This window comes from Streptomyces sp. NPDC101490 (genome assembly GCF_044767145.1).
Lineage (GTDB): Bacteria > Actinomycetota > Actinomycetes > Streptomycetales > Streptomycetaceae > Streptomyces.
The window spans coordinates 511,977-537,222 of the sequence record NZ_JBIWNI010000003.1; the positions used below are offsets into that span (position 1 = coordinate 511,977).

General features: G+C 72.6%; 23 protein-coding genes. 12 read left to right on the plus strand and 11 right to left on the minus strand.

Annotated features, from left to right (window positions below; genetic code table 11):
• Positions 1–23 precede the first annotated feature (23 nt).
• The 4 genes from ACIRQY_RS09900 (at position 24) to ACIRQY_RS09915 (ending at position 2,364) form a co-directional block, all read left to right on the plus strand.
• Entirely contained in the window at positions 24–431 is a 408-nt protein-coding gene (locus ACIRQY_RS09900; protein WP_351779698.1) for a hypothetical protein, read from the plus strand.
• A 71-nt stretch (positions 432–502) separates the two neighbouring features.
• On the plus strand, positions 503–1,180 hold the full coding sequence (locus ACIRQY_RS09905; RefSeq protein WP_351779700.1) for a DUF3105 domain-containing protein: 678 nt from the start codon (positions 503–505) through the stop codon (positions 1,178–1,180).
• 2 nt (positions 1,181–1,182) lie between these two features.
• On the plus strand, positions 1,183–1,803 hold the full coding sequence (locus ACIRQY_RS09910; RefSeq protein ID WP_403923881.1) for a DUF305 domain-containing protein: 621 nt from the start codon (positions 1,183–1,185) through the stop codon (positions 1,801–1,803).
• Positions 1,804–1,944: 141 nt separating this feature from the next.
• A complete protein-coding gene (locus tag ACIRQY_RS09915; protein ID WP_351779706.1) occupies positions 1,945–2,364 on the plus strand; it encodes a CBS domain-containing protein in 420 nt (139 codons plus the stop codon).
• Here ACIRQY_RS09915 and ACIRQY_RS09920 read toward each other — a convergent pair.
• The 3 genes from ACIRQY_RS09920 to ACIRQY_RS09930 are packed head-to-tail and all read right to left on the minus strand — an operon-like array spanning position 2,349 to position 5,579.
• The gene (locus ACIRQY_RS09920; protein ID WP_403923402.1) at positions 2,349–3,257 is read right to left on the minus strand and encodes an alpha/beta fold hydrolase; all 909 of its coding nucleotides are present in this window, start codon (positions 3,255–3,257) and stop codon (positions 2,349–2,351) included. The two genes, ACIRQY_RS09915 and ACIRQY_RS09920, sit on opposite strands and share 16 nt — an antisense overlap.
• Positions 3,254–4,087, minus strand: a complete 834-nt coding sequence (locus tag ACIRQY_RS09925; protein ID WP_403923404.1) for a DUF998 domain-containing protein — start codon at positions 4,085–4,087, stop codon at positions 3,254–3,256. Before ACIRQY_RS09925 ends, ACIRQY_RS09920 begins: the two co-directional genes overlap by 4 nt.
• 13 nt (positions 4,088–4,100) lie before the next feature.
• Positions 4,101–5,579, minus strand: coding sequence for an APC family permease (locus ACIRQY_RS09930; protein WP_403923406.1), 1,479 nt, complete (start codon positions 5,577–5,579; stop codon positions 4,101–4,103).
• Between the two features lie 255 nt (positions 5,580–5,834).
• Between ACIRQY_RS09930 and ACIRQY_RS09935 the strand changes: the two genes are divergently transcribed.
• Both ACIRQY_RS09935 and ACIRQY_RS09940 read left to right on the plus strand, forming a co-directional pair.
• Complete coding sequence (locus ACIRQY_RS09935) at positions 5,835–6,671, plus strand: DUF4190 domain-containing protein (protein WP_403923408.1); 837 nt, start codon at positions 5,835–5,837, stop codon at positions 6,669–6,671.
• A 62-nt stretch (positions 6,672–6,733) separates the two neighbouring features.
• On the plus strand, positions 6,734–8,494 hold the full coding sequence (locus ACIRQY_RS09940) for an NAD+ synthase (RefSeq protein ID WP_403923410.1): 1,761 nt from the start codon (positions 6,734–6,736) through the stop codon (positions 8,492–8,494).
• Positions 8,495–8,689: 195 nt separating this feature from the next.
• Here ACIRQY_RS09940 and ACIRQY_RS09945 read toward each other — a convergent pair whose 3' ends face one another.
• From ACIRQY_RS09945 to ACIRQY_RS09955, 3 genes are all read right to left on the minus strand, one after another.
• Positions 8,690–9,712, minus strand: a complete 1,023-nt coding sequence (locus ACIRQY_RS09945; protein ID WP_351779719.1) for an endonuclease/exonuclease/phosphatase family protein — start codon at positions 9,710–9,712, stop codon at positions 8,690–8,692.
• 193 nt (positions 9,713–9,905) lie between these two features.
• The gene (locus tag ACIRQY_RS09950) at positions 9,906–10,625 is read right to left on the minus strand and encodes a TetR/AcrR family transcriptional regulator (protein WP_351779722.1); all 720 of its coding nucleotides are present in this window, start codon (positions 10,623–10,625) and stop codon (positions 9,906–9,908) included.
• A gap of 22 nt (positions 10,626–10,647) precedes the next feature.
• Positions 10,648–12,297 (minus strand): MFS transporter, encoded by a 1,650-nt coding sequence (locus ACIRQY_RS09955; protein ID WP_403923413.1) that lies wholly within the window; start codon positions 12,295–12,297, stop codon positions 10,648–10,650.
• Positions 12,298–12,728: 431 nt separating this feature from the next.
• On the opposite strand from ACIRQY_RS09955, the gene panB reads away from it, so the two are divergent.
• The 4 genes from panB to ACIRQY_RS09975 all read left to right on the plus strand — a co-directional run bounded on the left by panB (position 12,729) and on the right by ACIRQY_RS09975 (position 16,300).
• Entirely contained in the window at positions 12,729–13,592 is an 864-nt protein-coding gene (gene panB / locus ACIRQY_RS09960; protein WP_403923415.1) for a 3-methyl-2-oxobutanoate hydroxymethyltransferase, read from the plus strand.
• A 283-nt stretch (positions 13,593–13,875) separates the two neighbouring features.
• On the plus strand, positions 13,876–14,337 hold the full coding sequence (locus tag ACIRQY_RS09965; protein WP_403923417.1) for a DUF2690 domain-containing protein: 462 nt from the start codon (positions 13,876–13,878) through the stop codon (positions 14,335–14,337).
• Between the two features lie 107 nt (positions 14,338–14,444).
• The gene (locus tag ACIRQY_RS09970; protein WP_403923419.1) at positions 14,445–15,437 is read left to right on the plus strand and encodes an ATP-binding cassette domain-containing protein; all 993 of its coding nucleotides are present in this window, start codon (positions 14,445–14,447) and stop codon (positions 15,435–15,437) included.
• Positions 15,434–16,300 (plus strand): ABC transporter permease, encoded by an 867-nt coding sequence (locus ACIRQY_RS09975; protein WP_351779732.1) that lies wholly within the window; start codon positions 15,434–15,436, stop codon positions 16,298–16,300. Before ACIRQY_RS09970 ends, ACIRQY_RS09975 begins: the two co-directional genes overlap by 4 nt.
• 25 nt (positions 16,301–16,325) lie before the next feature.
• On the opposite strand, the gene ACIRQY_RS09980 is transcribed toward ACIRQY_RS09975, so the two are convergent.
• Positions 16,326–19,661, minus strand: a complete 3,336-nt coding sequence (locus ACIRQY_RS09980) for an AfsR/SARP family transcriptional regulator (RefSeq protein ID WP_403923421.1) — start codon at positions 19,659–19,661, stop codon at positions 16,326–16,328.
• Between the two features lie 107 nt (positions 19,662–19,768).
• On the opposite strand from ACIRQY_RS09980, the gene ACIRQY_RS09985 reads away from it, so the two are divergent.
• The gene (locus tag ACIRQY_RS09985; RefSeq protein WP_351779738.1) at positions 19,769–20,563 is read left to right on the plus strand and encodes a site-2 protease family protein; all 795 of its coding nucleotides are present in this window, start codon (positions 19,769–19,771) and stop codon (positions 20,561–20,563) included.
• A gap of 177 nt (positions 20,564–20,740) precedes the next feature.
• On the opposite strand, the gene ACIRQY_RS09990 is transcribed toward ACIRQY_RS09985, so the two are convergent.
• Positions 20,741–22,072 carry a tetratricopeptide repeat protein gene (locus ACIRQY_RS09990; protein WP_403923423.1) on the minus strand — a complete coding sequence of 444 codons (1,332 nt, stop codon included), beginning with the start codon at positions 22,070–22,072 and terminating at the stop codon, positions 20,741–20,743.
• 223 nt (positions 22,073–22,295) lie between these two features.
• Positions 22,296–23,297 (minus strand): RNA-binding protein, encoded by a 1,002-nt coding sequence (locus tag ACIRQY_RS09995; RefSeq protein WP_403923425.1) that lies wholly within the window; start codon positions 23,295–23,297, stop codon positions 22,296–22,298.
• A gap of 305 nt (positions 23,298–23,602) precedes the next feature.
• Here ACIRQY_RS09995 and ACIRQY_RS10000 point away from each other — a divergent pair, with 305 nt between their 5' ends.
• A complete protein-coding gene (locus tag ACIRQY_RS10000; RefSeq protein WP_351779743.1) occupies positions 23,603–24,154 on the plus strand; it encodes a GH25 family lysozyme in 552 nt (183 codons plus the stop codon).
• A gap of 46 nt (positions 24,155–24,200) precedes the next feature.
• On the opposite strand, the gene ACIRQY_RS10005 is transcribed toward ACIRQY_RS10000, so the two are convergent.
• A complete protein-coding gene (locus ACIRQY_RS10005) occupies positions 24,201–24,392 on the minus strand; it encodes a hypothetical protein (RefSeq protein ID WP_366441469.1) in 192 nt (63 codons plus the stop codon).
• Between the two features lie 77 nt (positions 24,393–24,469).
• Positions 24,470–25,201 carry an NADPH-dependent F420 reductase gene (npdG, locus tag ACIRQY_RS10010; RefSeq protein WP_403923428.1) on the minus strand — a complete coding sequence of 244 codons (732 nt, stop codon included), beginning with the start codon at positions 25,199–25,201 and terminating at the stop codon, positions 24,470–24,472.
• Between the last annotated feature and the right edge of the window lie 45 nt (positions 25,202–25,246).

Here is a 25,246-nt window from a genome sequence, read left to right on the forward strand (position 1 = left end):
CGCGCCCACTACGATCTGCGCACATGGGAGCCCCACGGCTCGAACGCCCGTCCCGGCACGCGCGTCCCGTGGCACTGATGAGTGCCGTGGCGACGCTCCTCGCCGCGCTCTTCTTCTGTCTGGGCGCGGGACCGGGCGCGGAACGCCACCACGGCGCCCCCGCCGAACGGGCCCCCCGGGCGGCCACCGCCCCGGCCGGGGTCTTCGCCGGGGTCTCCGCCGCCGAGTACGTCTGTCCGTACGACCGCGGCGGCTGCTCCCTCTTCCCGTCCCTCTCCCCCGCGGTGCTCAGCGCGCCCCCGCTCGATCCGCCGCACGCGGCGGACGGGCCGCCGCGCCCCGCGCCGTCGGCGCACGAGGGCCGGGCGGTGCGTTCGGCCGCCCAGCCCCGCGCACCCGACCTGTACGTCCTTCAGGTTCTCCGGACGTGACGGCGGCGGGCCCCCCGCCCCGCACGTCCCGCACCGAACTCCACCCCACCCCCGAAGAAGGACGACACACCATGGCCGCCAACCGCTCCACCACCGCCGACCGCCGCGCCCGAATAGAGGAGATGCGCCGCGCCGAGCAGGCCCGCGAGCGCCGCAGCCGGCTGATCACGATCGGCATCTCCGGTGTCGTCGTGCTGGGCCTCGTCGGCTTCGGCACCGTCGTCCTGATGAAGAAGTCCGACGAGCAGGACGCCAAGGACGCCGCCGCGAAGGCGCCGATCGCCGCCGAGAAGTCCTGGGACGCGAAGAAGCTCGGCCGCAACCACGTCGAGACGGCCGTGAAGTACGACATGAAGCCCGCGGCCGGCGGCGACCACCACCCGGTCTGGGCGAACTGCGACGGCGTCGTCTACAAGAAGACGATCGCCGAGGTGAACGCGGTGCACTCCCTGGAGCACGGCGCCGTCTGGGTGACGTACAACAAGAAGGCCTCCCCCGGTGACGTGAAGAAGCTGGAGGAGAAGGTTGGCAAGACCAAGTACACGATGATCAGCCCGGTGGACGACCAGGCCGGGGCGCTCATGCTCACCGCGTGGGGCAAGCAGGTCACCGTGGACAGCGCGAGCGACCCCCGGATCGACGCCTTCTTCACCAAGTACGTCCAGGGGCCGCAGACCCCCGAGCCCGGGGCCGCCTGCACCGGTGGCGTCGGTGAGGACGGCATGGGCGGCGCCGGGATGGGCCAGTGAGGCTGAACCGCACGCAGGGCGCGGCGGTCACCGCCGTCGCCCTCGCGCTGCTCTTCGCCGGGGGCGCGGTCACCGTCGCCTCGGGCGGTGAGGAGGCGCCCCGTACGCCCGCCTCCCTGTCGGCGGACGCCGGGTTCGCCCGGGACATGTCCGTCCACCACCAGCAGGCCGTCGAGATGTCGTTCATCGTCCGGGACCGCACCCGGAACGAGGAGGTGCGCCGTCTCGCGTACGACATCGCCAACACCCAGGCCAACCAGCGGGGCATGATGCTCGGCTGGCTGGACCTGTGGGGGCTGCCCAAGACCGAGTCCGGGACCGAGCCGATGGCCTGGATGGGCATGGGCGCCTCCGGTGACACGGGTCCGCTCGACGGGGCCCTCATGCCCGGGATGGCGACCAACGCGCAGCTGGACGAGCTGCGGAAGGCCGAAGGCCGTGCGGCCGAGGTGCTGTACCTGAAGCTGATGACCGAGCACCACAGGGGCGGTGTCCACATGGCCGAGGGCTGCGTCCAGAAGTGCTCGGTGGACGTCGAGCGGAACCTCGCGCAGGGCATGGTCGACGGGCAGCGGTCCGAGATGGCGCTGATGGCGGACATGCTGAGGAAGCGCGGCGCCTGAGGCCCCGCGGACACCGGCGGCACCGGTCCGCGTACGACGGGGCCCCCGTGACCACTGCGGTCGCGGGGGCCCCGTCGCGCGCCGAGAATGAGGGTGCTCGGGGACGTACGCCTGACCGCGTCCGACGAAAGGTGCTCCCCCATGACCACGGCGAAGGACATCATGCATCCCGGGGCCCAGTGGATCCCGGCACACGAGACGCTCGACCGCGCCGCCCAGCTGATGCGGAACCTGGACGTGGGCGCGCTGCCCATCGCCGACGAGAACGAACGCCTCTGCGGCATCCTCACGGACCGGGACATCGTGGTCGGCTGTGTGGCCATGGGGCACGATCCGGCCAAGGTGACCTGCGGGGAGATGGCGAAGGGCACCCCGCGCTGGGTGGAGGCGGACGCGGACGTCGGCGCCGTCCTGGAGGAGATGCAGAGCCATCAGATCCGGCGGCTGCCGGTGATCGAGGAGAAGCGGCTCGTCGGCATGATCAGCGAGGCCGATCTGGCGCAGCACCTGTCGGACGAGCAGATCAAGGGGTTCTGCGCGAGCGTCTACGCGGCCTCCTGACCGGACCCGCGGGATTCCCCCGACCCCGATCCGGACCCGGACCGGCCCAGCCCCTCCGGACCTCCCGGTCCGTGCGGTCCGTGCGGTCCGTCCGGTGCGCCGACGCGCAGGACCGCGTCCGCCACCGCGTCCGGGCGGTCCAGCATGACCAGATGGCCCGACGGCACGGCCGCCTCGTAGCGGGCGCCGAGCCGTCGGGCCAGTGCGCGCTGGCGGGCCTCCCAGCGGGCGGAGCCGTCGGGTGCGGCGAGGACGGTGACGGGCAGGCCGGGCGGGAGCGGGTGGGCGGCCCGCAGGGCGTCGAGTCCGGCGGCGACGGCTCCGTAGCGCGAGTTCTCCAGGAGGGTGCCCCGGAAGACCCGTGAGGTGCGGTAGACGCGGCGGACCAGCTCGGCGGGGGCCGGGTCGTGGCGGACGGCCGCGCGCCGGAGCGCGGGGCCGAGGGCGGCGGGCAGACCGGCGGCGGCGAGTACGGCCCCGAGGGCGCGCGGCACGGCCCGCGGCAGACGCGCGGGGCGGGGGTGCTCCTCCACGGAGGAGTCGACGAGCACGAGGGCGGCGGTCCGGCCGGGGTGGAGCCGGGCGAAGCCCTCCGCGTGGAACCCGGCGATCGAGTGCCCGACGACGGTGACGGGTCCGGGGTGGCCGAGCGCGTCGAGGAGGGCGGCGATCCGGTCGGCCTCGCCCTCGGCGGTGGGCGGCGAGGCGGCGGGGGCGGAGAGGCCGTGTCCGGGCCGGTCGAAGCGGACGACGGTGCGGTGCGGGGCGAGGAGCGGCACGACCGGGTCCCAGTCGAACCAGCTGAGGCCGAGGCCCGCGGCGAGGACGCAGACGGGTCCCGCGCCCTCGACGGTGACGTGGTGGACCGTTCCGGCGATCCGGACGAAGGTCATGGCCGCTCCCGGCGGTCCTCGGTGGCCAGCGCGTACGCGAGGACCCCGATCCAGACGGCGACCAGGAGGACCTGGAGCCGCTGGCCCGCGCCCAGCGACCAGATGCCCTTCCCCGCCTCGAAGGCGGCGACGGCGACGAGGGTCCAGGCGGTGGCGGCGAACTCCAGGACGACAAGGACGGGACCGGTCCTGGCGAGGGGGCGCAGACGTCCGTGGCGGCGGGCGGCGACGGTCAGGGCGACTATGGCGACCAGCGCGCCGGTCATGGCGAGACTGGAGCTGACCGCGTGGGCCGTATGGGTGGCGGGCACGAGCCCGGCGGTCTCACGGGCGGCGCACGCGGGGTCCACGGTCGGGGCGCAGCTGAGCGGGAGGCGGGAGTCGGCGACGGTGGCGGCGCCGAAGAGCGCGAGGGCCGCCCAGCCGACGACCTCCCAGGGCCGTCGGCGTCGGGGCGGGGAGCCCTCGGGGCCCGCCCCGGCCCGGGGTGCCGGGCCGACCGTGGCCGCCCCGGCCCCGGGCGCCGACCCGGCTGCGGTCGTTCCGGCCCCGGGCGGGGAGCCGACGGCGGTCGTCCCGGCCCCGGCCCCGTACCGCCGTGTCGTGGTGAGGAGGCCCGCGAGCGCGCCCGCCAGGACGAGGGCGCCGGCCGCGAGGTCGGTGGCGCGGAAGAGGCCGCCGAGCGGCTGGTCCTGGGCCGCGAGTTCGGAGACGTACGTCCGGATCGGGTCGAGGCCGGTCTGGACGACGACCTCGACGACCCAGGTGGTGTACGCGAGTGCGCCGAGGGCGAGCAGGACGGCGGCGGCGCGGGTGACCTTTGCGGGCATATCGGGTGGGACGTCAGATCGCGTCGGAAGGTTGCCTGTGATCCGGATGGATCCAGCCGGGCTTGCGGTACTTGAGGAGCGCCGCCGGGATGACGAGCCCGAGGACCAGCAGTCCGCCGCCGACGATCAGCAGATAGCGCCAGAGCGGCTGGCCGCCGAACTGCTCCGGCGGAACGAAGCCGATGGCGAGCGCGGCGACCGAGGCGACGAAGCCGGTGCCCGCGACCCAGGCGACGGCGGGCACGCGGAAGCCCCGTTCGACGTCGGGCCGGGTCCTGCGGAGCTTGACCACGGCGACGAACATCAGCAGGTACGCGATGAGGTAGATCTGCACGGTGACGACGGAGAACATCCAGTACGCGCTGGAGACGTCGTCGCTGAAGGCGTAGAGGACGCCGATCAGGGTGGTGACGACGCCCTGCGCGACCATGATGTTCCGGGGTGCGCCGTCCTTGTTGAACTTCTGGAGCGAGGGCGGCAGATAGCCCTCCTGCCGGGAGAGCAGGACGAGCCCCTTGGCCGGTCCCGAGAGCCAGGTGAGCATCCCGCCGAGGGCCGCGCAGACCAGCATGACGCCGACGACCTTCGTCATCCAGCCGATGGAGAAGTGGTCGAAGAACGCCTGGAACGCCTGCATCAGACCGGCGGTCAGGCTGAGCTGCGAGGACGGCATGACCCAGGCGATGGCCAGGGCCGGGAGGATGAAGATCAGCAGGACCAGGCCGGTGGCCAGGAACATGGACCTGGGGTACTCGCGCCCGGGGTCGCGCAGCGAGGAGACGTGGACGCCGTTCATCTCCATGCCCGCGTAGGACAGGAAGTTGTTGACGATGAGGACCAGGCTCGCCAGGCCGGTCCACGGGGGCAGCCAGTGGTCGGGGCTCATGGGCTGCGCGGAGGGGTTGCCCTGGCCGAGGAAGACGATGCCGAGGGCGACGAGGAGCACCCCGGGGACGAGGGTGCCGATGATCAGTCCGAAGGAGGAGAGCCCGGCGATCGTCCGCGTGCCGCGCGAGGAGATCAGGACCCCTGACCAGTAGACGACGACGATGACGATCGCGACGTAGAGGCCGTTCTCGGCGAGGGAGGGGTCGATGACGTACGCGAAGGTGGAGGCGACGTACGCGAGGAGGCTCGGGTAGTACGCGATGGTCATGGCGAACTGGCACCAGACCGCGAGGAAGCCGAGCGGTTTGCCGAGCGCCTCGCTCACCCAGCGGTAGATGCCGCCGCTCCAGCCGGAGGCCAGCTCGGCGCCGACGAGGGCGGTGGGGAGCAGGAAGACGACGGCGGGCAGCAGATAGAGGAAGATCGCGGCGAGGCCGTAGATGGCCATGGTCGGCGAGGGCCGGAGGCTCGCGACCGACGCGGTGGTCATGAACGCGAGGGTCAGCCAGGAGATGAACTGCCTCTTGGTGCCGTCGCCCTGAAGGTCCGCCGGGCCGGCCCCGGCGGACCGCTCCGACTCCGCCGGATCGTCCGTGGTCGTCATGGGGCCATGATCGGCGGGGCCCGTCCGCCCCGCATGTCGAACGGCGGGGGCGGCGGCGGGCACGGAGGCGAGCCCGGGGTGGGCGGGATGTCGGATACGACCCGGTGCGGGGCCGGGGCGATCGGTCGGGGGCGGTCGGGCGCCCCGGCTCCTCGCCTTCGGCCGGTCACGATGCCGCATCGGCGACGAATCCGCTGGCCAGACCCTGTGCGGGCGGTCTAACGTCGGATCTTCTGACCAGCTCGGAGGACTCGCATGACCACGCCCACGCACACCCCCGGACCGCCCGTCTGGGGTCCGCCGCCGCCGTTCCAGGCACCGCCCGCCCGTACGGCGCTCGGGGTCGGCGCCATGGTCGTCGGCATCGTGGGACTGGTCTTCGCGATCGTCCCGTTCCTCTTCTGGCTCGGCGGGATCATGGGCGTCGTCGCCCTCGTCCTCGGCATCGTCGGCCTCGGGCGCGCCAGGCGGGGCGAGACGAACGACCGGGGGCAGTCCGTCGCGGGCATCGTCCTCGGCTCCGTGAGCCTGGTCGTCGCGGCGGTCTGGCTGCTCGTCCTCGCCCTGGCGGTGAACACGATCGAGGACGAGGGCGGGATCCTCCAGATCGAGGCGTCCGCCACGCCCGGCGGGACGTCCGCCACGCCCGGGACCACGCCCGCACCGGAGCCCGAGCCGACCGAGACCGGCCCCGCCGTGCTGGCGTTCGGGAAGACCCACACCTACGACGACGGGGTGAAGGTCACCGTCTCCGCGCCCCGCCACTACCGCCCCGACGCCTTCGCCGCCGGGTACGAGAAGGGCCAGAAGGCGGTCCAGTTCACCATCACCATCGTCAACGGCGGTGACCGGGCCCTGAACGTCACCTCGGCGCTGCCGATGGCGAAGGACGCGAAGGGCGCCGAGGCGGGGACGATCTTCGACGGGAGCCGGGCGACCGAGATGTTCCGGGGCACGGTGCTGCCGGGCAAGCGGGCCACCAGCGACTTCGCCTTCGCCCTGCCGGCCGATGCCGACAAGGAGATCCAGGTGGAGCTGGAGCCGGAGATTCTGCGGTACGACACGGTGATCTGGAGCGGCCCGGTGAAGTAGCCGCCGGTTCCGCGCCCCGCTTTCCCAGGACATCGCGTCGGTCTGACGATTAGACTGGCCGTGTGCCTCAACTACGCCTCGCGCTGAATCAGATCGACTCAACCGTCGGAGACGTCACCGGGAACGCCGAGGCGATCGTGCGCTGGACCCGGCACGCCGCCGGGCAGGGCGCGCACCTCGTCGCGTTCCCCGAGATGGCGCTGACCGGGTACCCCGTCGAGGACCTCGCGCTGCGGCCCTCGTTCATCGAGGCGTCCCGGACGGCGCTGCGCGCGCTGGCCCGCCGCCTCGCGGACGAGGGCTTCGGGGAGGTGCCGGTCGTCGTCGGCTATCTGGACCGGTCCGAGCGGGCCGTGCCCCGGCTCGGCCGTCCGGCCGGTTCTCCGGAGAACGCCGCCGCCGTGCTGTACGGCGGCGAGGTGGTGCTGCGCTTCGCCAAGCACCACCTGCCCAACTACGGCGTCTTCGACGAGTACCGCTACTTCGTGCCGGGCGACACCCTGCCGGTCGTCCGGGTGCGCGGTGTCGACGTGGCCCTGGCGATCTGCGAGGACCTGTGGCAGGACGGCGGCCGGGTCCCGGCGGCGCGGGCGGCGCGGGCCGGACTGCTGCTGTCGGTGAACGCCTCGCCGTACGAGCGGGACAAGGACGACACCCGGCTCGCACTGGTCCGGGGGCGGGCCCGGGAGGCGGGGTGCGTGACCGCGTACCTGGCGAGCACCGGCGGCCAGGACGAGCTGGTCTTCGACGGCGACTCGATCGTGGTGGACGCGGCGGGCGAGGTGGTCGCGCGGGCCCCGCAGTTCGTGGAGGGCAGCGTGATCCTGGACCTGGAGCTTCCGGCCGCCGCCCCGGACGCGCCGGAGGGCGTGGTCGACGACGGGCTGCGGATCGACCGGGTGGTGCTCTCCGAGGAGCCCCTGGCGCCGTACGAGCCGGAGCTGACGGGCGGCCTGGCGCACCGGCTCGACGACGAGGAGGAGGTGTACTCCGCGCTGGTCGTCGGGGTGCGCGCCTACATCGCGAAGAACGGTTTCCGTTCGGTGCTGGTCGGGCTGTCCGGCGGCATCGACTCGGCGCTGGTCGCGGCCGTCGCCTGTGACGCGCTCGGCGCGGAGAACGTGTACGGGGTGTCGATGCCCTCCGCGTACTCCTCGGCCCACTCGCGCGACGACGCGGCCGAGCTGGCCCGGCGCACCGGGCTGCACTACCGCACGGTGTCGATCGAGCCGATGTTCGACGCGTACATGGGGGCGCTGGGGCTGACCGGGCTCGCGGAGGAGAACCTCCAGGCACGGCTGCGCGGCACGACGCTGATGGCGATCTCCAACCAGGAGGGCCACATCGTCCTCGCGCCGGGCAACAAGTCCGAGCTGGCGGTGGGCTACTCGACGCTGTACGGCGACTCCGTCGGCGCGTTCGGGCCCATCAAGGACGTCTACAAGTCGGACGTGTTCCGGCTGGCGCGCTGGCGGAACCGCGCGGCGGCGGAGCGCGGCCGGACCCCGCCGATCCCGGAGAACTCGCTCACGAAGCCGCCGAGCGCGGAGCTGCGCCCGGGGCAGCTGGACACGGACTCGCTGCCGGACTACGCGGTCCTGGACGCGGTCCTCGCGCTGTACGTGGACCAGGACCGGGGGCGGGACGAGATCGTGGCCGCCGGTTTCGACGAGGAGCTGGTGACCCGGACGCTGCGGATGGTGGACGCGGCGGAGTACAAGCGGCGCCAGTACCCGCCGGGCACCAAGATCTCCGCGAAGGGCTTCGGCAAGGACCGGCGGCTGCCGATCACGAACCGCTGGCGGGAGAGCCCGGCCGGCTGACCGCCGGTCCGGCCACCCCGAGGGGGCTTCCCGCCACGACGCGGGAGGCCCCTCGGGCGTACGGCGGTCGAGGAGGCCCGCCGTGACGGCGGTCACCGGTGCGACGGCGGTGAGGCCCGCGCGGACCGGGGCCGGGGAGGTCCGGCTCCGTCCGGCGACGGCGCCGCCGCCCGCCCCGGTGTGGGCGGGTTCGCTTCAGAGCCGGACGCGGGCGGCGATCGGGAGGTGGTCGCTCTTCGTCGCCGGGAGCGCCCAGGAGGACATCGGCTCGACGCCCTTGACCATGATCTGGTCGATGCGGGCCAGCGGGGAGGAGGCGGGCCAGCTGAAGCCGAAGCCGTCGCCCGCCGCGCCCTGGGTGGAGCGGAGCTGGGAGGTGACGGCGTTCAGCGCGCGGTCGTTCATGGTGCCGTTGAGGTCGCCGAGGAGGACGATCCGCTCGTTCGGGTCGTGGGAGATGGCCTCGCCGAGGGCGTTGGCGCTGGTGTCGCGCTGGTTGGCGGTGAAGCCCGCGTTGAGCTTGACCCGTACGGACGGCAGGTGGGCGACGTACACGGCGATGTCGCCCTTGGGGGTGACGACGGTGGCGCGCATGGCGCGGGTCCAGCCGAGCCGGATGTCGACGGGCTGCGCGGCGCGCAGCGGCAGCTTGCTCCACAGACCGACGGTGCCCTGGACGGAGTGGTACGGGTACGCCTCCGCGAGTCCCTTGCGGTACGTGGGGACCATGTCGCCCTTCAGTTCCTCCAGGGCCAGGACGTCGGCGCCGGATTCGGCGAGCAGCCGGGCGGTGCCCTCGGGGTCCGGGTTGTCCGCGTTGACGTTGTGGGTGGCGACGGTCAGGTCGCCGCCGGGGACGGACTTGTCGGCGGCGAGCCCGCCGAAGAGGTTCAGCCACACCACGGCCGGGAGGAGCACGGCGATGAGGGCGGTGGCCGAGCGGCGGACCAGCGCGAGGACCAGCAGCAGCGGCACGAAGAGGCCGAGCCAGGGCAGGAAGGTCTCGGTGAGGCTGCCGAGGTTGCCGATCCGGTTGGGGATGTCGGAGTGGAAGACCATCAACAGGGTGAGGGCCACCGAGCAGAGGGCGAGCAGGATGCCCCGGCGCCAGATGCCCCGGCTGCCCCGGAGCCGTTCGAGGGTGGTCCGGAATCGGGAGGCGGCCGGGCCGTTCCCGGTGCCGCCGTGCTCGGTCTCCGTCATGTCCACCCGTGCCATCGCACTGTCCTCACTGCCTTGCCGCCGTGCTGTCTTGCCCCGTGACCCGGTGTCGACACTAGGCGATGACGGGTCCGTCGTACTCCCCCAGGGACGACACGGGCGCGTGGCGAGTTCCTGGGGACGGCATGAACAGCGGGGCTGTGACAGAACGCGCACATTCGTCCGGGTCCGTGCCGGGGTGCCGCCGGGGTCAGCCGCGCGGACGGAGTCCTTCCAGGACGGTGTCGACGACCCGTTCGGCCAGGCCGGGCTCCAGGGAGCCGCCGGGGCGTATGACGGTGCGCAGCAGCAGCGGGCCGGTGAGGAGGTCGTTGACGAACTCCAGGTCGAGGTCGGCGCGGATCTCGCCGCCCGCCATGCCGCGCCGGACGGCGTCCAGGGCGAGGCGGCGGCGGGGCTCGATGACGGTGTGGTGGTACGCGTCCCAGAGCTTGGGGTAGAGCTGCATCTGCGCGAACACGTTGTGGAGCAGGGTGGAGTTCCGCTTGGCGACCCCGCGCACGCGCATCGACTCCAGGAGGGCGACGAGGTCCGCCCGGACCGAGGTGCCGGGCAGCACCGGGTCCGGGGGCTCGATGGAGCGGAGCAGGTCGACGAGGAGTTCCTCCTTGCCCGCCCAGCGGCGGTAGAGGGTGGCCTTGCCGACCCCGGCGGTGCGGGCGATCCGTTCGACGGACAGCTCGGCGAGCGGCAGCCCTTCGTCGAGGAGCCCGACGACCGCGTCGAAGACGGCCGCCTCGACGCCCTCGCTGCGCGGCCTGCCCCGCCGGGCACCGGCCGTCTCGGGGAGGGCGTCGCACGGCGCGGCGGGCGGGGGCCCGGCCGGGGCCGGGCCGGGGCCTTCGGCGGACGGCCCGGACCGTCGTCCGGCGTCGTGGGGTTCCGGGGTCCCGCCGTCCTGCCGCGACACGTGCGCTCCACCTCTCGTTCGGTTACCGACGTCGGGCCGATTCTCCCGCCCCGGCGCCCGGCGCGGGCACCGAGGCCCCCGGGGCGCCGCCCTCCGGGCCGGTGGCGGCGGCGGTCGCCGGGGCGCGGCCCGGCAGGAAGGCGGCGACGACGGCCGCGCCGACCAGGCCGATCAGCGCGGAGGCGACGGCCGTGACGTGCATGGCGCTCAGGAAGGCGTCGTACGCGGGGGCGATCAGGTCGCGGCCCGCCGGGCCGAGCTTCTGCGCGACGGCGAGGGTGGCCTCGATCGACTCGCCCGCCGTTCCGCGCAGGGCGGCCGGTACGGCGCCGAGGTGCCCCTCGATCTCGCCCCGGTAGGTGGAGGAGAGGACCGAGCCCAGGACGGCCACGCCGAGCGCCCCGCCGACCTGCCGGAAGGTGTTGTTGACGGCCGAGCCGGAGCCCGCCTTCTCCCGGGGCAGCGCCTGCATGATCGCCACCGTGACCGGCGGCATGATGTGCGCCATGCCCACGCCCTGGACGAAGAAGACGGCCTCCATCACCCAGACCGGGGTGCCGGCGTCGAAGAAGGCGAACGCGGCGAGGCCGAAGGCGACCAGGAGCATTCCGGCGGTGCACACGACGCGGGCGCCGAAGCGTTCGACGACGAGCCGCGCGCGGGGCGCGAACACCATCTGCGCGACGGCCAGCGGCAGGATGAGCAGGCCCGACTGGAGCGCGCTGTAGCCGCGCACGCTCTGGAGGTAGAAGGCGGAGAAGAACGTGACGCCCATCAGCGCGAAGAAGACCAGCGCGATGGCGGCGACGGCGGCGGAGAACGCGGGCCGTCTGAAGTACGTCATGTCGATGGCGGGGTGGTCGCTGCGCCGCTCGTGGAGGACGAAGAGGGCGAGGACCGCGAGGCCGCCGAGGGCCGGGGCGAGGGCGGTGACGTCGGTGAAGTCGGCCAGTTCGCCGCCCCGGATGATCCCGTACACGAGGAGGACGAGGCCGACGACGGAGAGGAGTACGCCCGGTATGTCGACCTTGCCGGGGTTCGGGTCCCGGGAGTCGGGGACGAGCCAGGCCATCAGGACGAGGGCGAGCAGCACGACGGGCACGTTGATGAGGAAGATCGATCCCCACCAGAAGTGTTCGAGCAGGATGCCGCCGGTGATCGGGCCGATGGCGATGGCCAGGCCGACGCTGCCCGCCCAGATGCCGATGGCCTTGGGCTGCTCGTCGCGCTCGAAGACGTTCATCAGGACGGCGAGGGTGGCGGGCATCACGAAGGCGGCGCCGAGGCCCATGACGGCCCGGTAGGCGATCAGTTCGCCCGGGGAGCCGGAGAGGGCGGCGAGGGCGGAGCCGATGCCGAAGACGGTGATGCCGAAGAGCAGCACCTTCTTGCGGCCGAGGCGGTCGCCGAGCAGGCCGGAGGTGAAGAGGAGACCGGCGAAGACGAGCGTGTAGGAGTTGATCGACCACTCCAGCTCGCTCTGGGTGGCGCCGATGCCGGTGGGCGCGGGCGCGGCGATCGTCCTGACGGCCACGTTGAGGATCGAGTTGTCGAGGACGACGATCAGCAGGCTGAGCATCAGGACGCCGAGGACGGCCCAGCGGCGCCGGTGGACGGCCTCGGGGACGTGCGGCCCCGCCGGTACGGCGGGTGCGGTGGACGGTTGTGACATGAGCGTCACCCTAAGGTCCATTTCGATACGAGACCGTCTCGTATCGAAAAAGCTGACCGAGGTTTTACGTGGGGCGCCTCCCGCGCCACTCCCGCACCGCGCGAGACCGGAGCCGGTCCCGGCACCGGTCCCGACACCGGGGCCGTACGGCACTCCGGGGCGGGGGCGAGGGCCTGGGCCGGGGCCGGGGCGGGAGCCGGTCCCGACGCGGGGACCCCGACCGGGGTGGGCGCCGTACGGCGCCGGGGCCGTACGGCACGCCGACGCCGGGGCCGTACCCGCCCGCGACCCACCGGAGGACGCCCCGCGACCCGCCGGTGTGAACAGCGCCACTGCGGCCCACTTCCCCGGCCGCCGGGCGAGGTGCCACCATGGATGTGATCCGGGGACGCCGTCAGGGCGCCTCGAGATGACACGAGGAGCCGTTCGCCATGACGCTTCAGGCTGCCCAGAAACCGCCCGCCGACAGCAGCGGGGCGCTGTACGGCGGCAAGGGCACGCGCCGCATCACCGTCCACGACATCGCCGCCGCCAAGACCCGCGGCGAGAAGTGGCCCATGCTCACCGCCTACGACGCGATGACCGCCTCCGTCTTCGACGAGGCCGGCATCCCCGTCCTCCTCGTCGGCGACTCCATGGGCAACTGTCACCTCGGCTACGAGACCACCGTGCCCGTCACGATGGACGAGATGACCCTGCTCTCCGCCGCCGTCGTCCGGGGCACCCGGCGGGCGCTCGTCGTCGGCGACCTGCCCTTCGGCTCGTACCAGGAGGGGCCCGTCCAGGCCCTGCGCAACGCCACCCGGCTCGTGAAGGACGCCGGGGTCGGCGCGATCAAGCTGGAGGGCGGCGAGCGCTCGCTGCCGCAGACCGAACTGCTCGTCCAGGCGGGCATCCCCGTGATGTCCCACCTGGGCCTCACCCCGCAGTCCGTGAACACCATGGGCTACCGGGTGCAGGGCCGTTCCGACGAGGCCGCGCACCAGCTGCTCCGCGACGCCAAGGCGGCCCAGGACGCGGGCGCGTTCGCCGTCGTGCTGGAACTCGTACCGGCCGAACTCGCCGCCGAGGTCACCCGCTCGCTGCACATCCCGACCGTCGGCATCGGCGCGGGCCCCGACACCGACGCCCAGGTCCTCGTCTGGACCGACATGGCCGGGCTCACCGGCGGCAGGGTCCCGCGCTTCACCAAGCAGTACGCCGACCTCCGCGGGACGCTCGGCGACGCCGCCCGCGCCTTCGCCGAGGACGTCGGCGGCGGGGCGTTCCCCGCCGAGGAGCACACCTTCCACTGACCACCGCGGCACCACCCGGCGCCCGCCGACATCCCCCATCGGCGGGCCGCCGGTCACGGCCGGGGCCCGTACGCGCGGGCCCCGGCCGTCCGCCGTCCCGGCCCCCGGGGACGGGAGGCGGCGGGGACGGGGCGAGACGCCACGGGAAGCGACGGGACGGGGACGGGAAAGGGGCGGGAAGGGGACGGGACCGGACGGGACGGGGACGCCGTTGTCCGGCGGGGCGGCCGTGTGGAACGTTCACCACCGCACGCTCCACCCACCCCACTCCCCGGAGGACACCTTGCGCGTCTCCCCCGCCCTCCAGCGCGCCGCCGCCGTCGTCGTCGCGGGCACCGCACTCCTCGCCGGGCTCTCCGGCAGCGCCCAGGCCAACCCCGGCCACGACCTCCGGCACCCCATCGACAGCGGTTGCGCCGCGGACGCCATCACGGCCAGGTCCGCCGCCCTGTACGCGGACGGCGCCCGGATCGGCACCATCCAGCTCCGGTACAGCCCGTCGTGCCGCTCGGTCTGGACCCGGGTCTACTCCGACGGGCCCCGGGTGGATGGCTCCACCCACCGCAACGAGACCAGCACCTACTCCGGCCACTGCTACGGCACCCTCTGGGACTCGGCCCTGGGCCAGTACTACTGCTACACCCCCATGCTCGACGACGCCGGGTACACCTCCTTCGGCGAGGGCATCGCGAGCAACCGCGCGAACACCAGGACCTCGGTCTGGGGCGTCACCGGCTCCTACTGATCCCGAGGGCCCCGCCGACAGACAGCCGACAGCCCCGGCGGGGAGCGCCGGCGGGGCTGTCGGCCGTCTGTCGGGGCGTTGTCGGTGGCGCCGTGTTCCATGGGGGCATGACGCGATCACACACCAACGCCGTCGAGGTCCGGGGCCTCGTGAAGCACTTCGGCGCCACCAAGGCCCTCGACGGGGTCGACCTGGACGTCCGGGAGGGCACCGTCCTCGGCGTGCTCGGGCCGAACGGCGCCGGGAAGACCACTCTCGTCCGCTGTCTGTCCACCCTCCTCGTCCCGGACGCCGGGACCGCCGTCGTCGCCGGGTACGACGTGGTGAAGCACCCCCGCCAGCTGCGCCGCACGATAGGTCTGACCGGGCAGTACGCCTCGGTCGACGAGAAGCTGTCCGGCTGGGAGAACCTCTACATGATCGGGCGGCTGCTCGACCTCTCCCGCCCCGCCGCCCGCCGCCGGGCCGACGAGATGCTGGAGCGGTTCTCCCTCACCGAGGCCGCCAAGCGGCCCGTGATGAACTACTCCGGCGGGATGCGGCGGCGCCTCGACCTCGCCGCCTCGATGATCGGCAGCCCGGCCGTGCTCTACCTGGACGAGCCGACCACCGGCCTCGACCCCCGCACCCGCAACGAGGTGTGGGACGAGGTCCAGCGGATGGTCGCCGAGGGCGTCACCGTCCTGCTCACCACCCAGTACATGGAGGAGGCGGAGCAGCTCGCGAACGAGCTGACCGTCGTCGACCGGGGCAAGGTCATCGCCCGGGGCGGGGTGGACGAGCTGAAGGCCAAGGTCGGCGGCCGGACCCTGAAGGTGCGGCCGATCGACCCGGGGCAGCTGCCCGCGATGGCCGCCGCGCTCCGCGAGACCGGCCTCGACGGCGTCGCCGGTTCGACGATCGTCGCCGACGAGGGCGCGCTGTACGTGCCGATCCTCGCCGACGAGCAGCTGACGGCCGTGGTGGCGCTGCTCGGCGCGCGCGGATTCGGCATCGCCCACATCGGCACCCATCTGCCCAGCCTGGACGAGGTGTTCCTCGCGATCACCGGCCAGAAGACCGCCGATTCCGACGAGATCCACGAGGAGGTCGCCGCATGAGCACGACCACGGTCACCAAGTCCCCCGGCGGCTCCCCGGCCCAGGCTCCGGCCCCGGCCCGGGCGCGGCGCGCGCCCGTCGCGGAGGGCCGGATAGGCCTGCGCGGGAACCTGCGCCACATCGGCGCCCTGGCCCGGCGCAACGCGCTCCAGATCAAGCAGGACCCGGAGTCGATGTTCGACGCCGTCCTGATGCCGATCATCTTCATCCTGCTGTTCGTGTACGTCTTCGGCGGGGCCATCTCGGGCAAGGGCAACAACGAGGTCTACGTCAACTACGTGACCCCGGGCCTGATGGCGATGATGGGCATGAACATCGCGATGGCCGTCGGCGTCGGCATCAACGACGACTTCAAGAAGGGGGTCATGGACCGGTTCCGGACGATGCCGATCGCCCGGTCCTCCGTCCTGATCGCGAAGATCGTCGTCGAGGTCGGCCGGATGCTGATCGCCACCGCGATCCTGCTCGGCATGGGCTTCCTGCTCGGACTCACCATTCACACCTCGGTCCTGCACCTCTTCGCCGCCATCGCCCTGTCGATGGTCTTCGGAGCGTCGCTGATGTGGATCTTCATCCTGCTGGGTCTCACCGTGAAGACCGCCCAGGCGGTCCAGGGCATGGCGATGCTGGTCCTGATGCCGCTCCAGTTCGGCTCGTCGATCTTCGCCCCGCCGACCTCGATGCCCGACTGGCTGGAGACGTTCACCGACTACAACCCGCTGTCGAACCTCGCCGACGCCGCCCGCAACCTGGTCAACGGCGGCCCGGTCGCCCACTCCGTGTGGATGACCCTCGGCTGGTCCCTGGCGATCACGGTGATCACGGCGCCGCTCGCGGTGGCCAAGTTCCGCAAGAAGACCTGAGTCCGCCACGGGGGTGAGCGGGGGATCAGGACTCGGCGCGCCCACTGATCGCGTCGGCGGCGCGACCGAGCAGGGCGGCGGCCTCTTCGAGAGAGAGGCCGCCGCCCTCGGCGCGTGCCGCCTCGAAGTCCTCGTCACCGAGGGCGGACCGGACGGTCCCGGTGGCCCGCCGCAGGTTCTCCGCCTCGGCGGGCGGCAGCAGGTAGCCCGGCGGGAGCAGCCCGCCCCTGGCGCCGAGGAGCACCGCGCCGGTCCGGGCCCACGGCCCGCCGAGCCCGCCGAGCGCCCAGGCGGCGACGACCAGGTGGTTCGCGGGCATCTGCGGGGCGACCGTCATCGACAGGGTTTCGAGCGACCGCTCGTACCCCTGTACGGCGAGGCCGAGCGCGGTGTCGTACGAGCCGTCGAGGGCGTCGAGCCAGCCCAGGCAGCCCAGGGTGAAGCCCTCGAAGAGGGAGAGGGCCACGGTGTCGAAGTCCCGGCGCAGCGCGAGGAGGTGTTCGCGCGCCTCGGCGGTGCGGCCACCGCGGCCGAGCGCGAGTCCGAGGTACATCCGGGTGCCGAGCTGGATCTCGTGGGCGCGGCCCGCGGGGCCGTCGAGGATGTCCCGCAGGATGGTCTCGCCCTCGGCGAACCGCCCGGTCTCGATGAGGGTCCCGGCGTACCGGGCGCGCAGGAGCGCCGTCTGCGACTGGGCGCCGAGCCGTTCCGCGTAGCCGATGGCGGCGGCGAAGTCGGCGGCGGCCAGGTCGAATTCGAGCCGTCGTTCCCTGGCCTCCGCGCGGGAGGAGAGGGCTTCGGCCGCGCCCCAGGAGTCGCCGAGCCGGACGAAGATCTCCAGGCTCTCGTCGGCGTCGCGGATGGCTTCGGCGGCCTGGTCTCCCCGGTTGGCGAGCATGTTGGCGCGCAGTTGGAGGGCGTTGGCGAGGTCCCACTCGTAGCCGTATCCGCGGCAGGCGTCGACGCTGGCGTCGAGCAGCTCGTGCATCCGGCCGGGGTCTCCGACGAGGAGGACCGCGAAGAAGGTGAAGGAGCCGGGGAGACGGCAGGTCTGGGGCAGTCCGGGGTGGTAGCCCGCGGTCATCTCGCGGAGCCGGGCGGTGCCCTCGGGGGTGGTCCAGCGGCTGGTCTCGTGGTTCATGTTGATCAGCTCGACCAGTCGCACCCCGCGTCTGGCCTCCCAGCGCTGCTCGGTGGAGAGCGGCGGCGGGGTGGCCGTGCACGCCTCGTGGAGCGGGACGACGGGCGGGGCGGGCGGGGTGAACGGGTCGGGTCCGAGGGCGGCCACGGCCCGCGCCCAGTGCAGGGCGTCGGTGCGCAGGTCGCGCATCTGCCAGTACCAGAGCAGGGAGTGGACGAGGACCAGGGCCTCGTCCTCCTCACAGGCGTCGACGGCCCGGCGCAGGGCGGTGCGCAGGTTGCCGTACTCGGTGCCGAAGCGGGCCGTGGCGGCCGTCTGTCCGGCGCCGCGGAGTTCGGGGTCGGTGCGGCGGGCCAGTTCCCGGTAGTGGGTGAGGTGGCGGCGTTCGACCCCGGCGCGTTCCCCGGTCTCGGCCAGCCGTTCCCGGGCGTACTCGGCGACGGTCTCCAGGAGCCGGTGGCGCATTCCGGGGCCGTCGGGCGCGGAGACGACGAGGGACTTGTCGACGAGCGAGCCGAGGGCGTGCAGGACGTCGGTGCCCGTGTCGTCGCCGCAGACGGCCTCGGCCGCCTCCAGGTCGCAGCCGCCGGTGAAGACGGACAGCCGGCGCAGGACGGCGCGTTCGTCCTCGTCGAGGAGGTCCCAGGACCAGTCGACGACCGCGCGCAGGGTCTGCTGCCGGGGCAGGACGGTCCGGGAGCCGGAGGTGAGGAGCCGGAAGCGGTCGTCGAGGCGGTCGGCGATCTGGCGGGGGGTGAGGAGCCGGAGCCGGGCCGCGGCGAGTTCGACGGCGAGCGGGAGCCCGTCGAGGCGGCGGACGATCTCGGCCGCCGCCTCGGGGTCGTCGTCGACGCGGAATCCGGGTCGGGCGGCGGCGCCGCGTTCGCCGAGGAGCCGCAGGGCGGTGGCGGCGGGCAGCGGGCCGAGCGGCCGGAGGGTCTCTCCGGGGACGCCGAGGGGTTCCCGGCTGGTGGCGAGGACGCGGAGGCCGGGGCAGTGGGCGAGGAGGGTCTCGGCGAGTGCGGCGGCGGCGCCGACGAGGTGTTCGCAGTTGTCGAGGAGGAGGAGCATCCGGCGGTCCGCACAGTGCTCGACGAGCCGGGCGACGGGGTCGTCCCCGGTTCTGAGCTCCTCCGCGCCCGCGCCGCGCAGGACCGTCTCGCGGGCGTCGACGGCGACGAGGACGGCCTCGGCGACGGCCTCCGGGTCGGTGACGGCGGCCAGCTCGGCGACCCAGACGCCGTCCGGCCAGGCGCCGGTCCCCGCGCCGCGTTCGGCCGCCTCCTGGGAGAGCCGGGTCTTGCCCGCGCCGCCGGGGCCGAGGAGGGTGACGAGCCGGGCGGCCCGCAGGTCGTCCTGGAGGGCGGCGATCTCCTCGTCGCGTCCGACGAAGCTGGTGAGCCGGGCCCGCAGGTTCCCGGGCGGCGGGGCGGCGGGCCCCGGCGGGACGGTGTCCGCGCGGGCGGGCGCGGGTCCGGTGGGGGCGGCGGGCGGCTCCGGGGCCGCGAGCAGTTCGGCGTGCAGGGCGCGCAGCGCCGGGGAGGGGTCGGTGCCGAGGCGGTTGGCGAGGGCGCGGCGGACCGATTCGTAGGCGGCGAGGGCCTCGGCGGCGCGTCCGGTGTCCCGCAGGGCGCGGATGCGCAGGGCCTGGAGGGTCTCGTCCAGCGGGTGGGCGGCGCACAGCGAGGTCAGTTCGGGGAGGGCGGCGGGGGCCCGGCCGAGGGCGAGGGCGGCGCCGAGGGAGGCGCGGCGGGCGTCGAGGCGGCGGGCCTCCCAGCGGGCGGCCTCCGCGTCACGGTCCGGCAGGTCGGCGAGGGCGGGCCCGCGCCAGAGCCCGAGGGCCTCGTCGAGGAGGGCGGCAGCCTTCGCGGGGTCTCCGGCGCCGAGCGCGGTGACCCCGTCCGAGGCGAGGTGCTCGAAGCGGCGGGCGTCGACGTCCTCGGGCCGGGCGTCGAGCCGGTAGCCGCCGCCGTCGGAGACGATCCGGTCGCGGCCGAGGGCCTTGCGGAGCCGTCCGACGAGGGCCTGGAGGGCGGCGACGGCGTCGGCGGGCGGCTGGTCGCCGTGCCAGACCTCGTCGACCAGCTCGGACACGGGGACGGTCCGCCCGGCGCGCAGCGCGAGGACGGTGAGCAGCGCTCGCACCCGGGGGCCGCCGACGGGCACGTCGGTGCCGTCGGGCGCCTGGGCGAGGGTCGGGCCGAGAACGGAGTAGCGCACGGGCCCATTGTCCGTGAGCCGGTGCCCGGTTCCGGAACTCGGCCCGCGACCCGGTACGTTTCCCGCACATCAGGCACCGTACGACCCCGTCCCCTGGAGCTTCCGAGATGACCACGGCCACCAACCGGCGCCACGAGCGGCGGATCAGCCCCGTCTTCCTGGCGATCGTCGCCGTCATGGCCGTCACGGGGTGGGCGGTGTGGACGGACTTCGCCGCCTCGCCCGGCCTCGCGGTCTTCCTCTTCGTGACCTCGGCGTGGGTGGTGTCGCTCTGTCTGCACGAGTACGCGCACGCCCGTACGGCCCTGCACGGCGGGGACATCACGGTCGGCGCGAAGGGGTACCTGACGCTGAACCCGCTGGCGTACACCCACGCGGTGCTCAGTGTGGTGCTGCCCGTGCTGTTCGTGATCATGGGCGGGATCGGTCTGCCGGGCGGCGCGGTCTTCATCGAGCGGGGCCGGGTCCACGGCCGCTGGAAGCACAGTGTGATCTCGGCGGCGGGCCCGCTGGCGAACGTGCTGTTCGCGGTGGTCTGCACGGCTCCGTTCTGGCTGGGCGCGCTGGACGGGGTGCCGGTCGCCTTCCAGTTCGCGCTGGCGTTCCTGGCCTTCCTCCAGGTGACGGCCGCGCTCCTGAACCTGCTTCCGGTGCCGGGCCTGGACGGCTACGGAATCCTGGAGCCCTGGCTGTCGTACAAGGTGAAGCGGCAGGTCGAGCCGTTCGCCCCGTACGGCTTCTTCGTGGTGATCGCGCTGCTGTTCGTCCCGGCGGTCAACGGAGCCTTCTTCGACCTGGTGGACACGCTGCTGCGCTCGCTGGGAGTGCCGGAGCTCACCCGCTACTGCGGCTCGCAGCTCTTCCGCTTCTGGGAGTCGGCCCCGGAGTTCTGCGGGATCTAGACCGGGCTCCAGACGGTGCGGCAAGGGCTTCCCGGCCGAGCTGGTTGACGTGGGACCCCAGGCAGCCGCCTGCGCTCGGCAGAGAGGACGCTGACGCCTCGGACATGCGAGATCGGCCATCAACCATGGCGAACCCCTGCACCTTCACCCGTATCGAGGTAGAGGTGCAGGGGATTCTCATTTCCCACCTAGCGCAATGGCCCGTTCGGAAGTTCGCCGGGCAAGCGAATTTCCTTGATAGGGTGAAAGTAGAGACGGAATTGCTCCGATCTGTCCATCAATTCGCCCTGAGTGAATCGCTGGATACTCATCCAGAACGGCGCCCCAAGTAGCACATGCCGCTTCCAGGTGACCGATTTCAAGCTGCCTCTCGGCGAGTAGTGAGCTAAAAATAAGCTTACTCCGCTGCATGTCCGATGAATCCCGTAAACGGAAATGGTCGTGCAGGGATTCAACACTTCCCTTTACGTCACCTAAAGCATGTCGGACTTCCGCCGTGGAATACGCTAAGGTGGCCGAGCTGAAACCACCGAAGGTTCCCAGTTGACTCTCCGCCTGGTTGACCGCACGTTCCGCCTCGCGCAGGCTGGTGAGCGCGTTCGCCTTTTCTCCGGCGAGGGCGTGGGCGTGTGCCTGCTGTCCGGCCATGAACGCACGCATTCGAGGGGTGGACTCCGGCGCCGCTTCTGCGGCTGCGGTCGCGAGCCTCGCCGCCGGTACTCCATGCCCGAGGTTCGCGGCTTGTACGGACATGCCTCGCAGGACATGGCAGTAGGTGGTGTGGTCCCCGCCCGCACCCGCGAGTTCCAGGGCTTTCACGTAATACTGCTGCGCTCGCCCGTGGGCACCCTCGTCAACGGCCATCCAACCGGTCAGGTAGCAGAGGAACGCGGCAGCCGAAAGCATGGATTTCTGCGTCTCACTGGACGTGTCCGCCTTGAGGTACGGGGTCACGGTGTTGACCAGGAAGGCCGCCGCCATGGGCCGTGCATAGCGCCCGCCGAAATCGTCATCGAGGTCCGAAAGGCGTTCGGTCATCGCCTTGACCGCCTGAACCTCTGGTTGACCGATGCGCAGTCTCGGATTCTTCTTGATTGCCTCCATGCGCCCGACCACGTCTTGCCAACCTGGCACGGTCAGCGCGACGGAGAACAGTCCCGCGCCCAGGACGCTGCGGCGCGAGGGGTCCATGTCCTGACTCCCGAGGTCGATCAGGCCTTCCACGGTGGCCGGGCGACGGTTCGACTCTCCCGGGGGCGCGGGGAATCCCGCTTCGGTGTACGTGACGGGACGGAGCAGCTTTCGTGCGAACGCTTCCAGGACCAGGGGCCGGACGGATTCCTTCGGCAGGTGGCCGCTCAACCACTGGTGCACTGAGGGCTGTTGGTACCTGAGGGGGGTGCCGTGTTCGGTCCCGACGCGGTTGACCGCCTGGGCGAGCTGCCGCATGGTCCACCCGCTCTCGCGGAACAGGCGTTCAAGCGCGGTGTTCGGCTGTCGTGTCGTCACTGGCCCCACTCCCATGCATCAGACCCTCAACGCTCTTGTCCCCCACCCTCTTTCCAACGGTACCGCTGTGCGTAGTCGGACAGTTGCCCAGTGCGAGCACGAGACGGTGCCGCGACAACGTGAGGGGCAGGCCTGCCCTCCGGGCAGACGGCGCACAATCCGAACTCCGACGGCACTTCGGAAGCTCGTTGCCGTTTGGGGTGGGACGTGCGGGTCGTCGCGCTCACCCTTGGTGATGGCGAAGAGCCCAGTGCCGGTCGTTCGGCGTCGGCTGGGTCCGCCAGCGAGCTCGGAGAACTCCGTCGTCGTCAGGCATGACAGCGGTGAACAGAGGCACACGTTCATCCGCGGAGACGGGCAGGAGTGCGGCGGCGGGGGCACTGGACATCCGCGCGGTCAGCTCCGGGAAGTCGTCCTCGTCGGCGATGGCGCTGAGGATACGGCCGGCATCGTCCAGCCAGACGCCTTCGATGAGGCCTTCGGCGGGGAGTGCTCCCAGAACGGTTCCGACGTCGGGGGACAAGGGAGGCCATACCCCCAGGCGGGCCCGGGGAGCCAGTTCGGCGCGGACTGTGCTGAGGGTGTCGACGGCGAGATGGTGCCATCGTGTGGCACCTCCGAGGGGGTTCTCTTCCAGGACTCCGGCGACACCGTCGCGGACGGCCCGGTGCAGGCAAGCCCAGAAGTCGTCGTCGCCGGGCCGCTGGATTCCTTCTTCCTCGTCCTCGAAGCTGTAGGGGGAAGCGTCCATGGTTTCTGGGAACAGCCCGAGTTCGCGGGTCCGGGCCAGCGCCTCCGCGCATGGCCGACTGCTGCTGATGTAGAGGTACTGGTCCCACCCCACGTGGGCCGCGAAGGTGTCCTCGACCTCCAACCTGCACCACGCGCCGTTGTCGCGCAGCATGGCCCGCACCAGTTCCAGCCCGATATCGAGCGGCACTTCGGCCCCGTCGTGGAAGTCGGCCGGACCGGACGGGAAGAGCCCGTCCAGTCCGAAGCCGGCTACCGGAGGCTCGACGCCGAAGTGTGCCAGGGAGGGGACTTGCGGTTCGCGTACGGCCAAGTGATCGATTCCGGTGTCCCTGGCGAATGCCGCGACCGCCTGGAGATAGGCCGCCTCGACCTCGCCGTGATCGCTGGCGGTGTCCTCCGGGCCGGTGTAGGAACCGTGTTCGTCGCGGTCGGAGGGGTCGTACTTGGTGACACAGTAGAAGTAGCTCAGCACGGCACCATCCTCCAGGAAATGCCGAAATGAGACACCGGAGGCAGGGGCACCCGCTGGCACATCGGAGGCCTACTGGCCAGCAGGGCGCCTTGCGCCTTGCGCCTTGCGCCTTGCGCCGCAGGAACCTACGGCTCGATCTTCCCCGACCCGTCACCGCCCCCGAAGCGACCGCATCGGCCGTACGGCGCCCCTCGTACGGGGGACGGGTTCATGCGGACGTTCGAAGTGGGGGCCGGGGATCGTCCTCGGCGGGGCGGGGTAGCCAGCAGGCAGTCCCTCCCTGCTCAGGCACGACGAGGAATCCCATGCTGTACGGCATCGACGTGAGCGCGTTCCAGTCCTCCTACGACACCGCCGGTCTCTCCTTCGTCTTCATCAAGGCGACGGAGGGCCGTACGTACGTCAACCCCAGGCTCGCCAACCAGACCAAGACCGGCCGTGACGGCGGTCTGGTAGTCGGCTTCTACCACTTCCTCTGGCCCGGCGACCTCGCCGCCCAGGCCGCGTACTTCGTCTCCAAGGCGTCCGCGAAGGACGGCGACCTGCTGGCCGTGGACTGGGAGACCACCGGCGACGGCACCCGCGCGAGCTGCGCCGAGAAGGACGCCTTCCTCCGCGAGGTGAAGCGGCTCAAGCCGCGCAACAAGGTGGTGCTCTACACGAACCGCGACTTCTGGCTGAACGTGGACACCACGTCGTACGCCTGTGACGGTCTCTGGATCGCGGACTACGTGCCCGCCGGGCAGCCCCGCGTCCAGACGGCCTGGACCTTCCACCAGTACACCGACACGCCCCACGACAAGAACGTCGCGGCCTTCGCGGACGTCGCGGCCCTCCGCGCCTGGACGGCGGGCTGATCCGGCGGCGGGTCGGTGGGGTCTCCCCCGTTGGCGACCCCGCAGGTCAGGCGTCGGCAGGTCCGGCCGCGGCCTTCTCCACCTTCGCGCGGCGGATGTAGTACCAGGCCATGTTGGAGGAGAGTCCGGCGATCAGGACCCAGACGACGCCGAGGAAGCTGCCCTCGACGAAGGAGACGACGGCCGCGGCGACGGCCAGGGCGCAGACCACGAGGGCGTAGAGGGCGAGGCGGGGCATGGGGGTCGGCTCCTGTCCGGGTACGGCTGCTGTGCCCGTCCAGTGTCCCCCATGCGCCCCGCCCCGCCGGGACCGGCTCAGATGTCGGTGACGCGGAGCCCGGCGTGGGCCTTGTAGCGGCGGTTCACCGAGATCAGGTTGGCGACGAGCGACTCGACCTGGTGGGCGTTGCGCAGCCGCCCCGCGAAGACGCCCCGCATCCCGGGGACGCGCCCGGCGAGGGCCTGGACGATCTCGACGTCCGCGCGCTCCTCGCCGAGGACCATCACGTCCGTGTCGATCTCCTCCAGGGAGGTGTCCTGGAGGAGGACGGCGGAGAGGTGGTGGAAGGCGGCCGTGACCCGGGAGCCGGGGAGCAGCGCGGCGGCCTGTTCGGCGGCGGAGCCCTCCTCGGGCTTGAGGGCGTAGGCGCCCTGCTTGTCGAAGCCGAGCGGGTTGACGCAGTCGACGACGAGCTTGCCGGTGAGCTCCTCGCGCAGCGACTCCAGCGTCTTGGCGTGGCCGTCCCAGGGGACGGCCACGATCACGATGTCGCTGCGGCGGGCGCACTCGGCGTTGTCGGCGCCCTCGACGCCGTGGCCGAGCGCGGCGGCGGCCTCCCGGGCGCGGTCGGCGGCGCGGGAGCCGATGATCACCCGCTGGCCGGCCTTGGCGAGCCGGAAGGCGAGGCCCCGGCCCTGGTCGCCGGTGCCGCCGAGGACGCCGACGACGAGGCCGGAGACGTCGGGGAGGTCCCAGGGGTCCTTGGCCGCCGCCTTGGCGGGGACGGCGGGGGCGGCAGGGGCGGCGGGGTCGCTGGAGGAAGTCATGGGGCCGACATTACCGACCGGTCGGGTGCCGGGAGCCCCGTACGG

Bases quoted from the DNA above. Each gene is read 5' to 3' on its own strand.
- ACIRQY_RS09945 (WP_351779719.1), bottom strand. From the start codon at position 9,712: ATGGCACGGGTGGACATGACGGAGACCGAGCACGGCGGCACCGGGAAC.
- ACIRQY_RS09915 (WP_351779706.1), top strand. From the start codon at position 1,945: ATGACCACGGCGAAGGACATCATGCATCCCGGGGCCCAGTGGATCCCG.
- ACIRQY_RS09925 (WP_403923404.1), bottom strand. From the start codon at position 4,087: ATGCCCGCAAAGGTCACCCGCGCCGCCGCCGTCCTGCTCGCCCTCGGC.
- ACIRQY_RS09900 (WP_351779698.1), top strand. From the start codon at position 24: ATGGGAGCCCCACGGCTCGAACGCCCGTCCCGGCACGCGCGTCCCGTG.
- ACIRQY_RS09975 (WP_351779732.1), top strand. From the start codon at position 15,434: ATGAGCACGACCACGGTCACCAAGTCCCCCGGCGGCTCCCCGGCCCAG.
- npdG (WP_403923428.1), bottom strand. From the start codon at position 25,201: ATGACTTCCTCCAGCGACCCCGCCGCCCCTGCCGCCCCCGCCGTCCCC.
- panB (WP_403923415.1), top strand. From the start codon at position 12,729: ATGACGCTTCAGGCTGCCCAGAAACCGCCCGCCGACAGCAGCGGGGCG.
- ACIRQY_RS09935 (WP_403923408.1), top strand. From the start codon at position 5,835: ATGACCACGCCCACGCACACCCCCGGACCGCCCGTCTGGGGTCCGCCG.
- ACIRQY_RS09905 (WP_351779700.1), top strand. From the start codon at position 503: ATGGCCGCCAACCGCTCCACCACCGCCGACCGCCGCGCCCGAATAGAG.
- ACIRQY_RS09955 (WP_403923413.1), bottom strand. From the start codon at position 12,297: ATGTCACAACCGTCCACCGCACCCGCCGTACCGGCGGGGCCGCACGTC.
- ACIRQY_RS09970 (WP_403923419.1), top strand. From the start codon at position 14,445: ATGACGCGATCACACACCAACGCCGTCGAGGTCCGGGGCCTCGTGAAG.
- ACIRQY_RS09920 (WP_403923402.1), bottom strand. From the start codon at position 3,257: ATGACCTTCGTCCGGATCGCCGGAACGGTCCACCACGTCACCGTCGAG.
- ACIRQY_RS09985 (WP_351779738.1), top strand. From the start codon at position 19,769: ATGACCACGGCCACCAACCGGCGCCACGAGCGGCGGATCAGCCCCGTC.
- ACIRQY_RS10000 (WP_351779743.1), top strand. From the start codon at position 23,603: ATGCTGTACGGCATCGACGTGAGCGCGTTCCAGTCCTCCTACGACACC.
- ACIRQY_RS10005 (WP_366441469.1), bottom strand. From the start codon at position 24,392: ATGCCCCGCCTCGCCCTCTACGCCCTCGTGGTCTGCGCCCTGGCCGTC.
- ACIRQY_RS09930 (WP_403923406.1), bottom strand. From the start codon at position 5,579: ATGACGACCACGGACGATCCGGCGGAGTCGGAGCGGTCCGCCGGGGCC.